This window comes from Streptomyces sp. NBC_01267 (assembly GCF_036241575.1).
GTDB lineage: Bacteria > Actinomycetota > Actinomycetes > Streptomycetales > Streptomycetaceae > Streptomyces.
This window is the reverse complement of record NZ_CP108455.1, coordinates 1,160,142-1,173,792: the sequence shown is the minus strand read 5'-3', so window position 1 is coordinate 1,173,792 and position 13,651 is coordinate 1,160,142. Positions and strand designations below refer to the sequence as shown.

The window sequence follows — 13,651 nt, the reverse complement described above, 5'->3', positions numbered from 1 at the left end:
ACGGCATCCGCGCGATTTTCAAGTCCGCTGGGACGCGGCTGACCACGATCTGATCGGACCTCCGTCGTGTCGACGCCCAGAGCGTCGGCCTTCTTTGTGTTGTCCGTGAGGTGATTGGTGTTCCCCGGACGAGACGTACGATCTCCTTGAGTAAGGTGAGCCTAACCTAGCCCAACCATGGAGGTTTGGAGAACGTGCCTAACCAGTCGCGTCCCAAGGTCAAGAAGTCACGCGCGCTCGGTATCGCGCTGACGCCGAAGGCTGTCAAGTACTTCGAGGCCCGTCCGTACCCGCCGGGCGAGCACGGCCGTGGCCGCAAGCAGAACTCGGACTACAAGGTCCGTCTGCTGGAGAAGCAGCGCCTGCGCGCCCAGTACGACATCAGCGAGCGCCAGATGGCGCGCGCCTACGACCGCGCCAAGAAGGCCGGCGGCAAGACGGGCGAGGCGCTGGTCGTCGAGCTCGAGCGTCGCCTCGACGCCCTGGTCCTGCGTTCGGGCATCGCCCGCACCATCTACCAGTCGCGTCAGATGGTCGTCCACGGCCACATCGAGGTCAACGGCCGCAAGGTCGACAAGCCTTCGTTCCGCGTCCGCCCCGACGACGTCGTGACGGTCCGCGAGCGCAGCCGCGAGAAGGTCCCCTTCCAGGTGGCCCGTGAGGGTGGCTACGACACCGACGGTGAGACCCCGCGCTACCTCCAGGTGAACCTGAAGGCCCTGGCCTTCCGCCTGGACCGCGACCCGAACCGCAAGGAAATCCCGGTCATCTGCGACGAGCAGCTGGTCGTCGAGTACTACGCCCGCTGATCCGGACGTACCTCGCGCTTCAGCGTTCCGGCCCGTCGTCCCCTCGCTCCTCGCGGAGCAGGGGGCGGCGGGTCTTCGCATGGGGCGGGGCCGTGCAGCGCCCGGTCGACCGCCACGTCCGTCCCCAGCCGCGCTCCCTCGGCGAGCAGCTTCTCGTACGCTCCGGAGCCCAGCTCCTCCCGGGCCCGCCGCGCGCAGCGCAGATGCGGTGCGTTGTAGTAGGCCGAGCCGAAGAGCGGCAGCCCGACGGATGTCCAGAGCTGCCCGGCGGCGCCTTGCAACAGGGCCGCCTCCGCGGCGTCGCCGTCCTCCAGCGTGAGCAGCGCCATCAGCTCCAGCGCCAGTACCGTGCCGAGCAGGTCATGGAAGGTGTGGCTGGCGGAGAGGCACGCGGCCAGCAGTTCGCGGGCCTGGTCGGGACGGCCGGCGGACCAGGCCTCGAAGGCCAGGACGTACCGCGCGTACGCCTGTGCCCAGCGCTCCCCGTGGTCCTCGCAGACCGCCACGACGTCCTGACAGATCGCGGCTGCCTCGTCGAGCCGGCCGCGGAAGCACACCGCCATCGCCAGCTCCACCTGCCCCATCAGGACATTGCTGTTGAGTTCGCCGATCTCCCGGTACTGGGTGACCGCCGTGCGCAGCAACTCCTCCGCGCGCGGCATGTCGTCGGAGACCAGCGCCAGACAGCCCGTCCGGTGCAGCGCGTAGGCGGCGGCCGTGGCGTCGCCGCACTGTTCGGCCGCCTCGTGGCACTCCTGCAGGGCGGCGACCGCGGCGACCGCGTCGCCCTGGAGCACCGACACGTAACCCAGCACCCACAGGACCTTGAGCCGCGCCGCGCCGTATCCGCTCTCCGCCTCCAGCACCTGGCTCAGCCAGTGCCGGCCCTCGGCCAGCCGCCCGCAGCCCGCCCAGTAGAACCAGAGCGCCCCGGCCAGATGCTGCGCCAGGTGAACGTCCTCCGGTTGCTCCAGCGAGAACTCCATCGCGCCCCGCAGATTGGGCAGTTCGCTCTCGACGCGGGCCGCGATCCCGGCCTGCCGTGCGCTGAACCAGTCCAGCTCGCACCAGGTGGCGAGCCCCAGGAACCAGTCCCGGTGGCGGCGCCGCAGCCGGTCCGTGTCACCCGTCGACCCCAGCCAGTCCGCGCCGTACTCGCTGACCGTGTCCAGCATCCGGTAGCGGATCCCGGCCGCGGCGTCCTCCCGTACCACCACGGACTGCGCCAGCAGCTCGCCGAGTACGTCGAGGATCTGCTCGGACGGCAGATCGGGGCCGCCGCAGATGTACTCGGCCGCCTCCAGGTCGAAGGTGCCCACGAACACGGACAGCCTTGCCCACAGCAGCCGTTGCTCGGGTGTGCACAGCTCGTGGCTCCACCCGATCGCGGTACGGAGGGTCCGATGGCGGGGCAGCACGCCTCTGCCGCCCCCGGTGAGCAGGCGGAAGCGGTCGTCGAGTCTGGCCAGCAGCTGCTCGACCGAGAGTGCCCGCATCCGTGCCGCGGCGAGCTCCAGTGCCAGCGGAATCCCGTCCAGCCTGCCGCACAACTCCCGTACCCGGGCGCTGTTCTGCTCGGTGAGACGGAAGGCGGGGCGCCGGGCCGCGGCGCGGTCGGCGAAGAACTGTTCGGCGTCCGGGGCCCGCATCGGCGGCAGCGTGAGCGTCCGCTCGCCCTCGATGTCCAGGGGGCGCCTGCCGACGGCGAGCACCTTCAGCCGCGGTGCGCCGCGCAGCAGTTCCAGCAGCAGTGCGGCGCAGGCGTCGACGAGGTGCTCGAAGCCGTCGACGACGAGCAGGAGCTGGCGCCCGGCGAGATGGGCGGTCAGTACTTCGCGCGGCGGCCTGCTGGTGTGGTCGGTCAGCCCCAGCGACTCGACGAGTGCGTGCTCCAGCAGTTCGGGGTCGCGCAGAGCCGACAGCCCGGCCAGCCACACCCCGTCGCAGAACCGTTCCTGCAACCTTTCGGCGACGTGCGTGGCAATCCGGGTCTTGCCCACGCCGCCGACACCGGTCACGGTCACCAGGCGGGACGCCGCCAGGAGCCCCTCCAGCTCGGCCAGTTCGGCCGTGCGCCCGATGAACCGGTCGAGCTCTGCCGGAAGGTTTCCCTGGATGGCGCTTGCGCGGCCGGACGAGTCGCTTCGCATAGGGCACGGAGAGTATCCGCAGGTGTGCAGTGCGTACAATCCGATCCCGGAAGTCCGGGCGGGGGCGGCGGTAATGCGGTACGGGGGCCGAGCCCCGGCGCGATAGGCTCGGGGAACCGAAAATCGACGCGACTTCCGATGACCCGAAGGCGGTGCAACGTGTCCGGTGGAGAGGTGGCCGGCATCCTGGTGGCCGTCTTCTGGGCGATCCTGGTCTCCTTCCTCGCCGTGGTGCTGGTGAGGCTGGCCCAGACGCTCAGGGCGACCACCAAGCTCGTGGCGGACGTGACGGATCAGGCCGTTCCGCTGCTCGCCGACGCTTCGACGGCCGTGCGCACCGCGCAGACCCAGCTGGAGCGGGTGGACGCCATCGCGACGGACGTCCAGGAGGTCACCTCCAACGCATCGGCCCTCTCCACCACCGTCGCGTCGACGTTCGGCGGCCCGCTGGTGAAGGTCGCGGCCTTCGGCTACGGCGTACGCCAGGCACTGGGCCGCAAGACCGGAGCGGAGCCGGAGCGGTCCCGTCCGCCGGTGATCGTCGGCCGTACGGTGGAGACCGCACGGCGCAGGAAGCGGAAGGGCTGACGCTGCAATGTTCCGCCGTACGTTCTGGTTCGCCACGGGCGCCGCAGCCGGTGTCTGGGCGACCACCAAGGTCAATCGCAAGATCAAGCAGCTGAGCCCCGAGAGCCTCGCGGCGCAGGCCGCGAACAAGGCCGTCGACGCGGGCCACCGGCTCAAGGACTTCGCCATCGACGTACGGGCCGGGATGGCCCAGCGCGAGGCGGAGCTGGGAGAGGCGCTCGGCATCGAGGCGCCGCCCGCCCCCGGACTTCCCGTGCAGCGTCACCTCGCTGCCATCGAATACACCAAGCATTCGCACAACCGGAATGAGGACCACTGATGGAGTCGGCCGAAATTCGCCGCCGCTGGCTGAGCTTCTTCGAGGAGCGCGGGCACACCGTCGTCCCTTCGGCGTCGCTCATCGCGGACGACCCGACTCTGCTGCTGGTCCCCGCGGGCATGGTCCCGTTCAAGCCGTACTTCCTCGGCGAGGCCAAGCCCCCCGCCCCGCGCGCCACCAGCGTGCAGAAGTGTGTCCGTACCCCGGACATCGAAGAGGTCGGCAAGACCACCCGGCACGGCACGTTCTTCCAGATGTGCGGCAACTTCTCGTTCGGTGACTACTTCAAGGAAGGCGCCATCGCCTACGCCTGGGAGCTGCTCACCAACTCCGTGGCCGACGGCGGGTACGGCCTGGACCCCGAGCGGCTGTGGATCACGGTCTACCTCGACGACGACGAGGCCGAGCAGATCTGGCGCGAGAAGATCGGCGTACCGGCCGAGCGCATCCAGCGGCTGGGCAAGAAGGACAACTTCTGGTCCATGGGCGTCCCCGGACCCTGTGGACCGTGTTCCGAGATCAACTACGACCGCGGTCCGGAGTTCGGCGTCGAGGGCGGCCCCGCCGTCAACGACGAGCGCTACGTGGAGATCTGGAACCTGGTCTTCATGCAGTTCGAGCGTGGTGCCGGGGACGGCAAGGAGGACTTCCCGATCCTCGGTGACCTGCCGTCCAGGAACATCGACACCGGCCTCGGCCTCGAACGCCTCGCCATGATCCTCCAGGGCGTGCGGAACCTGTACGAGATCGACACCTCGCAGGTCGTCATCGACAAGGCCACCGAGCTGACCGGCGTCCGGTACGGCACCGGCGAGGGTTCCGACGTCGCGCTGCGGGTCGTCACCGACCACATGCGTACGTCGGTGATGCTCATCGGTGACGGCGTCACCCCCGGCAACGAGGGCCGTGGCTACGTCCTGCGCCGCATCATGCGCCGCGCCATCCGCAACATGCGCCTGCTGGGCGCCTCGGGCCCGGTCGTCGCCGAGCTGGTCGACGTCGTGATCAACGCCATGGGGCAGCAGTACCCGGAGCTGATCACCGACCGCAAGCGGATCGAGACCGTCGCCCTCGCCGAGGAGGCCGCCTTCGTCAAGACGCTGAAGGCCGGTACCAACATCCTCGACACCGCCGTCACCGAGACCAAGGCCGCGGGCGGTCAGGTGCTCGCCGGTGAGAAGGCCTTCCTGCTCCACGACACCTGGGGCTTCCCGATCGACCTCACCCTGGAGATGGCCGCCGAACAGGGCGTCTCCGTGGACGAGGCCGGGTTCCGCCGGCTGATGAAGGAACAGCGCGAGCGCGCCAAGGCCGACGCCAGGGCCAAGAAGACCGGTCACGCCGATCTCTCCGCCTACCGTGAGGTCGCCGACCGCGCCGGTTCCACCGAGTTCACCGGATACACCGCCACCGAGGGCGAGTCGACCGTCGTCGGTCTGCTCGTCGACGGTGTGCCCTCGCCCGCTGCCACCGAGGGCGACGAGGTCGAGATCGTTCTCGACCGGACCCCCTTCTACGCCGAGGGCGGCGGCCAGCTCGCCGACACCGGCCGGATCAGGCTCGACTCGGGCGCCGTGGTCGAGGTCCGTGACGTCCAGCAGCCGGTCCCCGGCGTCTCCGTGCACAAGGGCTCGGTCCAGGTCGGCGAGGTGACGCTCGGCGCCGCCGCCCACGTCGCCATCGACCTGCGCCGCCGCCGGGCCATCGCCCGCGCCCACAGCGCCACCCACCTCACGCACCAGGCGCTGCGTGACGCCCTCGGCCCGACGGCCGCCCAGGCCGGTTCGGAGAACTCGCCGGGCCGCTTCCGCTTCGACTTCGGTTCGCCCAACGCCGTTCCCGGCACGGTGCTCACCGACGTCGAGCACAAGATCAACGACGTTCTCGCCCGTGAACTGGACGTCCAGGCCGAGGTCATGTCCATCGACGAGGCCAAGAAGCAGGGTGCCATCGCCGAGTTCGGTGAGAAGTACGGCGAGCGGGTGCGAGTCGTCACCATCGGCGACTTCTCCAAGGAGCTGTGCGGCGGTACGCACGTCCACAACACCGCCCAGCTGGGTCTGGTGAAGCTGCTCGGCGAGTCGTCGATCGGCTCCGGGGTACGCCGTATCGAGGCCCTGGTCGGGGTCGACGCGTACCAGTTCCTGGCCAGGGAGCACATGGTCGTCGCTCAGCTCCAGGAGCTGGTCAAGGGCCGTTCCGAGGAGCTCCCGGAGAGGATCTCGGGCATGCTCGCCAAGCTCAAGGACGCCGAGAAGGAGATCGAGAAGTTCCGCGCGGAGAAGGTCCTCCAGGCCGCCGCCGGGCTCGCCGCGGGTGCCAAGGACGTACGCGGCGTGGCCGTCGTGACCGGTCAGGTTCCTGACGGCACGGGCGCCGACGACCTGCGCAGGCTCGTCCTGGACGTCCGGGGCCGCATCCCGGGCGACCGTCCGGCCGTGGTCGCCCTCTTCACCACGGCAAACGGCCGACCGCTGACGGTCATCGCCACCAACGAGGCCGCCCGCGAACGCGGTCTCAAGGCCGGTGAGCTGGTCCGTACGGCTGCCAAGACCCTCGGCGGCGGCGGTGGCGGCAAGCCGGACGTCGCGCAGGGCGGCGGCCAGGACCCGGACGCCATCGGTGACGCCGTGGCCGCCGTCGAGCGCCTCGTCGGCGAAACGGCCTGACCGCCGTGCGCAGAGGCCGCCGACTGGCGATCGACGTGGGGGACGCCCGGATCGGGGTCGCCTCGTGCGACCCCGACGGGGTGCTGGCCACGCCGGTGGAGACCGTGCCGGGACGTGATGTCCCGGCCGCCCACCGGCGGTTGAAGCAGCTGACCGGCGAGTACGAGCCGATCGAGGTGGTCGTCGGCCTCCCTCGCTCCCTCAACGGGGGCGAGGGCCCGGCAGCGGCCAAGGTCCGGGTGTTCGCCCAGGAACTCGCCCGTGGTATCGCTCCCGTTCCGGTGCGGTTGATCGACGAGAGAATGACCACGGTGACGGCCGGCCAGAGTTTGCGCGCATCCGGCGTAAAGTCCAAAAAGGGTCGTTCTGTTATCGACCAGGCTGCGGCTGTCGTCATCCTCCAGAATGCACTTGAGTCCGAACGGGCGTCGGGGGCAGCTCCGGGCGAGGGCGTCGAAGTGGTTGTCTGATCGCGATACGGTAACGTCCGCGCCATGCGGCGGGTTTCGAACAGCTGCCGCACAGTAAAAGAGGCGGACCGTCCGGAGGCCTCGCGGCTCTAGGGGACCGATGACTGAGTATGGCCGGGGCGCAGGCTCCGAACCGTGGCATCCCGAGGACCCGTTGTACGGGGACCAGGGATGGGGAGGTCAGCAGGACGTCTCAGGTCAGCCGGCTTACGACGGGCAGCAGCAGTACCACCAGGGACAGCAGCAGTACGACCAGTACGGCAACCCGGTGTACAGCCAGCCGCAGGACCCCTACCAGCAGCAGTACCAGCAGGGTCAGTACCCGCAGGGGCAGCCGCAGCAGGTGCAGCCGCAGCACGGGCAGTACCAGCAGGGCCCGGATCAGTTCGGTCAGCAGCAGAACCAGTACGGACAGAACCAGTACGGGCAGAACCAGCAGCAGTACCCGCAGGACCCGTACCAGCAGCAGGCCCAGCCGCCGTACGACGGCGGCTGGGACAGCGGTCAGCAGTCCGGCCTGCCGTACGGTGTGGATCCCTCGGCCCCGTACGGCGGCCAGCCCACGCACTACGGTGGCGAGAACCCCGACTACTACCCGACGCCCGACGCCTACCCGCCGCCGCAGCCTCCCGGGCAGCGCGAGGAGTGGCAGCAGCCCCCGGCGCCCGTGGAACCCGAGCCGGAGGCCGAGGCCGAGCCGGAGACGCATCCTTTCTTCACCGGTGAGGAAAGCTCCCTCGGGCCGGACGACCAGGACGAGTACGACGACGATCCGGCCGAGACCCGTCAGGACACCCGCGACCGCCGGGGAAAGTCCAAGAAACCGAAGCGCCGCAGCGGCTGTGCCTGCTTCGTGGTGTCCGCGGTCCTGGTCGGCGGCCTCGGCGGCGTGGGCTACTTCGCCTACAGCTTCTACCAGTCCCGGTACGCGCCGCTGCCCGACTACGAAGGCACCGGCACCTCACCGATCCAGGTCGAGGTTCCCCGGGGCACCGGCACCGGTGGGATCGGCCGTCTCCTGAAGGAGAAGGGCGTCGTCAAGAGCGTCGACGCGTTCGTCGACGCGACGCACAAGAACCCGAAGGCCAAAGTCCTCCAGGCCGGCGTCTACTCCCTGAACCAGCACATGTCCGCGGCGAACGCGGTCATGGCGATGGTGGACAGCAAGAACCTCAACGTGCTCATCGTCCCGCCCGGTACCCGGGACAAGCAGGTCTACTCGGCGATCGACGCGAAGCTCAAACTGAAGGCGGGAACCACCGAGGGGATCGCCAAGGACAAGGCCGACCAGCTGGGCCTGCCGAGCTGGGCCAAGGGACACAAGGAGCTCAAGGACCCGCTGGAAGGATTCCTCTACCCGGCGAGCTATCCGGTCGGCGACGGGATGAAGCCGGAAGACATCTTGAAGAAGATGGTCGCCCAGGCGGACGAGGCGTACAGCAAACAGGACCTCGCGGGGGCGGCTCACAAGCTGGGCCTGGAGAACGAGTTCCAGGTCATCACCGTGGCCAGCCTCGTCCAGGCCGAAGGCAAGTACAAGAACGACTTCGACAAGGTGGCACGCGTCGTCTACAACCGGTTGAAGTCGAACAACACGGAGACGGCCGGGCGGCTCGAATTCGACTCCACGATCAATTACATGCGTAAACAGAGCACACTCGACGTCGGGAGTGTGGACGCGCTCAGGAAGATCAAGGACCCGTACAACACCTACGACATAAAGGGTCTGCCGCCCGGCCCCATCGGCAATCCGGGCACCGACGCCCTGCACTCGGCGATGAATCCCGCTTCCGGTCCCTGGTACTACTTCGTTTCGGTGACGGAGGACAAGACGGTGTTCGCGGCGACCAACGCGGAGCAGAACCGCAACCGCGAAAAGTATCAGAAGCAACAGGAGCAGTCGGGCCAGTGACCTCAGGAAAGCGGGCGGCCGTCCTCGGCTCGCCCATCGCGCACTCGCTGTCCCCGGTGCTGCACCGCGCCGCATACCGTGAACTCGGCCTGGACGACTGGTCGTACGACCGTTTCGAGGTGGACGAGGTGGCGCTCCCCGGGTTCGTCGCGGACCTCGACGCGTCCTGGGCCGGACTCTCGCTGACGATGCCGCTCAAGCGCGCGATCATCCCGCTGCTCGACGAGGTGAGCGCGGCGGCGGCCTCGGTCGAGGCGGTCAACACGGTCGTGCTCACCGATGACGGCCGCAGGCGCGGCGACAACACCGACATCCCCGGAATGGTCGCCGCGCTGCGCGAGCGCGGGGTGGAGAAGACCGGATCGGCGGCTGTCCTCGGCGCCGGCGCCACCGCCTCCTCCGCGCTGGCCGCCCTGTCCACCATCTGTACGGGACGGGTCACCGCCTATGTGCGCAGCGCCGCCCGCGCCGCCGAGATGCGCGGCTGGGGCGAGCGGCTGGGTGTCGACGTGCACACCGCGGACTGGAGCGAAGCATCCCGCGCCTTCGAGGAGCCGCTGATCGTCGCGACCACCCCGGCCGGTGCCACCGACGCGCTGGCGGAGGCGGTCCCGGACGCGCCGGGGACCCTCTTCGACGTGCTGTACGAGCCGTGGCCGACGGCCCTCGCCGCTGCCTGGGCGACCCGTGGTGGCGCCGTGGTCGGCGGTCTCGACCTCCTGGTGCACCAGGCGGTGCTCCAGGTCGAGCAGATGACGGGCCGGGCTCCCGCCCCGCTGTCCGCGATGCGGAAGGCAGGGGAACAGGCGCTCGGCGCACGCTGAGCGGGCCCCCGCGCGGGCGAGGTCAGACGCTCCGGCGGAGACCGATCACGGTGTCCGCCGCGTAGTCCTGGGTCCAGCTGCGGCCGGTGTCCGACTTCCAGGTGACCTGCACACTGTCGCCCAGGACCCGGACCCGGTCCACCGTCATGGAGCGGTCACTGTCCCGGACGTCACCGCGCTGCAGCTCCCGTGCCTCTACGGTGACGTGTTCGGCGGGCCGCACGCGCTCCGCCTCGTCGGCGGCACGGACCAGGGCGGCGGCCAACTCCCTTGCCCGGCCCGGGGAACAGAGCACCGCGGCCCCCTGGTCGGCCGCCGGCCGCACGGCCAGCCGTACCCCGGCCGGGCCGGTCTCCAGCGCCACGCGGGCGCCGCCGTCGAGCTCCAGTTCCATTGCTCTCTCCCAGAGTCTTCCGTCCGGATCAGGCGAAGGGCTCTCGGCCGGTCCGGTGGGACCGCCGTCGGGTCCGCCCGTCAGAATTGCAGCACACGGCACCGCCCGGTGGCGCCCGCAGGAGTCCGTCAGCTGGGACCCCTGACCGGACGGCCGCCCTTCCGTGGGAGGATCGGGGGAGGCGGGCCAGGGCCGCGCACCCGGCCGCGCCGTCGTAGATCGAGGCGCGAGCATGAGGAGCACCGTTGAGCAGGTTGCGTTGGCTGACCGCGGGGGAGTCGCACGGCCCCGCACTGGTGGCGACGCTGGAGGGCCTTCCCGCCGGTGTCCCGATCACGACGGACATGGTGGCTGACGCGCTCGCCCGGCGGCGGCTCGGCTACGGCCGCGGCGCCCGGATGAAGTTCGAGAGGGACGAAGTCACCTTCCTCGGCGGGGTTCGGCACGGCCTCACCATGGGCGGCCCGGTGGCTGTCATGGTCGGCAACACCGAGTGGCCCAAGTGGGAGCAGGTCATGTCGGCCGACCCGGTCGACCCCGAGGAGCTGGCCAAGCTGGCCCGTAACGCCCCGCTGACCCGCCCGCGCCCCGGCCACGCCGACCTCGCGGGCATGCAGAAGTACGCACTGGACGAGGCCCGGCCGATCCTGGAGCGCGCCAGCGCCCGGGAGACCGCGGCCCGCGTCGCGCTGGGCGCGGTGGCCCGCTCGTACCTCAAGGAGACCACCGGGATCGAGATCGTCTCGCACGTCGTGGAGCTGGCCTCGGCGAAGGCGCCGTACGGTGTCGTCCCGGTCCCCACCGACGAGGCGAAGCTGGACGAGGACCCGGTGCGCTGCCTGGACGCGGACGCGTCGAAGGCGATGGTCGCCGAGATCGACCAGGCCCACAAGGACGGCGACACCCTCGGCGGTGTGGTCGAGGTACTGGCCTACCACGTGCCGGTCGGACTCGGTTCGCACGTGCACTGGGACCGCAGGCTCGACGCCAGGCTGGCCGCCGCGCTGATGGGAATCCAGGCCATCAAGGGCGTCGAGGTCGGCGACGGCTTCGACCTCGCCCGGGTGCCGGGATCGAAGGCGCACGACGAGATCGTGCCGACCGAGAACGGCGTCCGCCGCACCTCGGGCCGCTCCGGTGGCACCGAGGGCGGTATGTCCACCGGTGAACTGCTGCGCGTCCGGGCCGCGATGAAGCCGATCGCGACCGTTCCGCGCGCGCTCGCCACCATCGACGTGGCCACCGGAGAGGTCGCCGCCGCCCACCACCAGCGCTCCGACGTCTGCGCCGTGCCGGCCGCGGGCATCGTGGCCGAGGCCATGGTCGCGCTGACCCTGGCGGACGCGGTCGCGGAGAAGTTCGGCGGCGACAGCGTGGGCGAGACCCGCCGCAACGTCCAGTCGTTCCTCGACAACCTCCAGATCCGATGAGCGGCCCGCTGGTCGTCCTGGTCGGCCCGATGGGTGTCGGCAAGTCCACCGTCGGCGAGCTGCTCGCCGAGCGGCTCGGAGTGGTCTACCGCGACACCGACGCCGACATCGTGGCGGCCGAGGGCCGCACCATCGCGGACATCTTCGTCGACGAGGGCGAGGACCACTTCCGCGCCCTGGAGCGGGCGGCGGTCGCCGACGCGGTCGCCGGACACACCGGCGTCCTGTCACTCGGCGGCGGCGCGATCCTCGACGCCGCCACCCGCGAACTGCTCGCCGGGCAGCCCGTCGTCTACCTCTCCATGGACGTGGACGAGGCGGTCAAACGCGTCGGACTGAACACCGCGCGCCCGCTGCTCGCCGTCAACCCGCGCCGTCAGTGGCGTGAGCTGATGGAAGCGCGCCGCCCGCTGTACACCGAGGTCGCCCGCGCATCCGTCGCCACGGACGACCGCAGCCCCGAAGAGGTCGTGCAGGCGGTCCTCGACGCCCTGGAACTGCCGGAACCCCCGGCGGACAGCCGCAGGAATCCCGGCCAGGAGAAGACACGTATGACGCAGGACGCCCCCATCCGCATCCAGGTCGGCGGTACGGACGGCCATGCCCCGTACGAGGTGCTGGTCGGCCACCGTCTGCTGGGCGAACTGCCGTCCCTGATCGGCGAACAGACCCGGCGCGTCGCCGTACTGCACCCCGAGGCGCTCGCCGAGACCGGTGAGGCGGTCCGGCAGGACCTCGCCGACCAGGGCTACGAGGCCATCGCGATCCAGCTGCCCAACGCCGAGGAGGCCAAGACCGTCGAGGTCGCCGCCTACTGCTGGAAGGCGCTGGGCCAGACCGGCTTCACCCGCAGCGACGTCATCGTCGGAGTGGGCGGTGGCGCCACCACCGATGTCGCCGGGTTCGTCGCCGCGACCTGGCTGCGCGGGGTGCGCTGGATCGCCGTACCCACCACCGTGCTCGGCATGGTGGACGCCGCGGTCGGCGGCAAGACGGGCATCAACACCGCGGAGGGCAAGAACCTGGTGGGCGCCTTCCACCCGCCCGCCGGGGTGCTGTGCGACCTGGCCGCACTGGACTCGCTGCCGGTCAACGACTACGTGTCCGGGCTGGCCGAGATCATCAAGGCCGGTTTCATCGCCGACCCGGCCATCCTCGACCTCGTGGAGTCCGACCCCGAGGCGGCCCGTACGCCCGCAGGACCGCACACGGCCGAGCTGATCGAGCGCTCCATCCGGGTCAAGGCCGAGGTCGTCTCCAACGACCTCCGGGAGTCCGGCCTGCGGGAGATCCTCAACTACGGGCACACCCTCGCCCACGCCATCGAGAAGAACGAGCGCTACAAGTGGCGGCACGGCGCCGCCGTCTCGGTCGGCATGGTCTTCGCCGCCGAACTCGGCCGCCTGGCCGGACGCCTCGACGACGCGACCGCGGACCGGCACAGCGCCGTACTGGCCTCGGTCGGGCTGCCGCTCACCTACCGCGGTGACCAGTGGCCCAAGCTGCTGGAGACCATGAAGGTCGACAAGAAGTCCCGCGGCAACGTGCTGCGCTTCGTCGTTCTCGACGGGCTCGCCAAGCCGACCGTCCTGGAGGGCCCCGACCCGTCGGTCCTGCTCGCCGTGTTCGGGGAGGTCTCCGCATGACCCGCCGCGTCCTCGTGCTCAACGGCCCCAACCTGGGCCGTCTGGGCTCCCGGGAGCCCGACGTGTACGGAGCGACGTCCTACGCGGGGCTCGTCGACGCCTGCACGGCGCTCGGCAAGGAGCTCGGCTTCGACGTCGAGGTCCGCGAGACCAACGACGAGGGCGAGCTGATCCGCTGGCTGCACGAGGCGGCGGACGGTTCGATCCCGGTCGTCATCAACCCCGGTGCCTTCACGCACTACTCGTACGGAATGCGCGACGCGGCGGCCCAGCGCACCGCTCCGCTGATCGAGGTGCACATCTCGAACCCGTACGCGCGTGAGGAGTTCCGTCACAACTCGGTCATCGCTGCCGTCGCCAGCGGCACGGTCGCGGGCTTCGGTATCGGCTCGTACCGCCTCGCGCTGCGGGCCGTCGCCGAGGAACTGACCGGCTGACGC

General features: G+C 70.3%; 12 protein-coding genes. 10 read left to right on the top strand and 2 right to left on the bottom strand.

From position 1 onward, the window contains the following. Positions 1-194 precede the first annotated feature (194 nt). Positions 195-809 carry a 30S ribosomal protein S4 gene (rpsD, locus tag OG709_RS05435; protein WP_250303514.1) on the top strand — a complete coding sequence of 205 codons (615 nt, stop codon included), beginning with the start codon at positions 195-197 and terminating at the stop codon, positions 807-809. Here the strand turns inward: rpsD and OG709_RS05430 are convergent. Next, positions 797-2,959, bottom strand: coding sequence for an ATP-binding protein (locus tag OG709_RS05430; RefSeq protein ID WP_329165058.1), 2,163 nt, complete (start codon positions 2,957-2,959; stop codon positions 797-799). The genes rpsD and OG709_RS05430 overlap by 13 nt on opposite strands. 159 nt (positions 2,960-3,118) lie before the next feature. Between OG709_RS05430 and OG709_RS05425 the strand changes: the two genes are divergently transcribed. The 6 genes from OG709_RS05425 (at position 3,119) to OG709_RS05400 (ending at position 9,741) form a co-directional block, all read left to right on the top strand. Then, complete coding sequence (locus tag OG709_RS05425; RefSeq protein WP_250303518.1) at positions 3,119-3,547, top strand: DUF948 domain-containing protein; 429 nt, start codon at positions 3,119-3,121, stop codon at positions 3,545-3,547. A 7-nt stretch (positions 3,548-3,554) separates the two neighbouring features. Continuing rightward, the gene (locus OG709_RS05420) at positions 3,555-3,866 is read left to right on the top strand and encodes a DUF6167 family protein (RefSeq protein WP_250303520.1); all 312 of its coding nucleotides are present in this window, start codon (positions 3,555-3,557) and stop codon (positions 3,864-3,866) included. Next, positions 3,866-6,535, top strand: coding sequence for an alanine--tRNA ligase (gene alaS, locus OG709_RS05415; RefSeq protein WP_250303521.1), 2,670 nt, complete (start codon positions 3,866-3,868; stop codon positions 6,533-6,535). The genes OG709_RS05420 and alaS overlap by 1 nt, the downstream gene beginning before the upstream one ends. Further along, on the top strand, positions 6,532-7,005 hold the full coding sequence (ruvX, locus tag OG709_RS05410) for a Holliday junction resolvase RuvX (protein WP_250303642.1): 474 nt from the start codon (positions 6,532-6,534) through the stop codon (positions 7,003-7,005). The genes alaS and ruvX overlap by 4 nt, the downstream gene beginning before the upstream one ends. A gap of 100 nt (positions 7,006-7,105) precedes the next feature. After that, positions 7,106-8,917, top strand: a complete 1,812-nt coding sequence (gene mltG, locus OG709_RS05405) for an endolytic transglycosylase MltG (RefSeq protein ID WP_329165053.1) — start codon at positions 7,106-7,108, stop codon at positions 8,915-8,917. Further along, positions 8,914-9,741 carry a shikimate dehydrogenase gene (locus tag OG709_RS05400; protein ID WP_250303529.1) on the top strand — a complete coding sequence of 276 codons (828 nt, stop codon included), beginning with the start codon at positions 8,914-8,916 and terminating at the stop codon, positions 9,739-9,741. Before mltG ends, OG709_RS05400 begins: the two co-directional genes overlap by 4 nt. Before the next feature lie 22 nt (positions 9,742-9,763). On the opposite strand, the gene OG709_RS05395 is transcribed toward OG709_RS05400, so the two are convergent. Further along, a complete protein-coding gene (locus OG709_RS05395) occupies positions 9,764-10,135 on the bottom strand; it encodes a hypothetical protein (protein ID WP_250303531.1) in 372 nt (123 codons plus the stop codon). Positions 10,136-10,380: 245 nt separating this feature from the next. On the opposite strand from OG709_RS05395, the gene aroC reads away from it, so the two are divergent. The 3 genes from aroC to aroQ are packed head-to-tail and all read left to right on the top strand — an operon-like array spanning position 10,381 to position 13,648. Beyond that, entirely contained in the window at positions 10,381-11,565 is a 1,185-nt protein-coding gene (aroC, locus tag OG709_RS05390; RefSeq protein WP_266643966.1) for a chorismate synthase, read from the top strand. Next, on the top strand, positions 11,562-13,211 hold the full coding sequence (aroB, locus tag OG709_RS05385; protein ID WP_329165048.1) for a 3-dehydroquinate synthase: 1,650 nt from the start codon (positions 11,562-11,564) through the stop codon (positions 13,209-13,211). The genes aroC and aroB overlap by 4 nt, the downstream gene beginning before the upstream one ends. After that, positions 13,208-13,648: a type II 3-dehydroquinate dehydratase gene (aroQ, locus tag OG709_RS05380; protein ID WP_266643970.1), complete on the top strand. Its 441-nt coding sequence runs from the start codon at positions 13,208-13,210 to the stop codon at positions 13,646-13,648. The genes aroB and aroQ overlap by 4 nt, the downstream gene beginning before the upstream one ends. Positions 13,649-13,651: the final 3 nt, after the last annotated feature.

Coding starts and splice junctions, on each gene's coding strand:
- OG709_RS05430 (WP_329165058.1), bottom strand. CDS start 2,959: ATGCGAAGCGACTCGTCCGGCCGCGCAAGCGCCATCCAGGGAAACCTT.
- OG709_RS05420 (WP_250303520.1), top strand. CDS start 3,555: ATGTTCCGCCGTACGTTCTGGTTCGCCACGGGCGCCGCAGCCGGTGTC.
- alaS (WP_250303521.1), top strand. CDS start 3,866: ATGGAGTCGGCCGAAATTCGCCGCCGCTGGCTGAGCTTCTTCGAGGAG.
- mltG (WP_329165053.1), top strand. CDS start 7,106: ATGACTGAGTATGGCCGGGGCGCAGGCTCCGAACCGTGGCATCCCGAG.
- OG709_RS05395 (WP_250303531.1), bottom strand. CDS start 10,135: ATGGAACTGGAGCTCGACGGCGGCGCCCGCGTGGCGCTGGAGACCGGC.
- aroB (WP_329165048.1), top strand. CDS start 11,562: ATGAGCGGCCCGCTGGTCGTCCTGGTCGGCCCGATGGGTGTCGGCAAG.
- aroQ (WP_266643970.1), top strand. CDS start 13,208: ATGACCCGCCGCGTCCTCGTGCTCAACGGCCCCAACCTGGGCCGTCTG.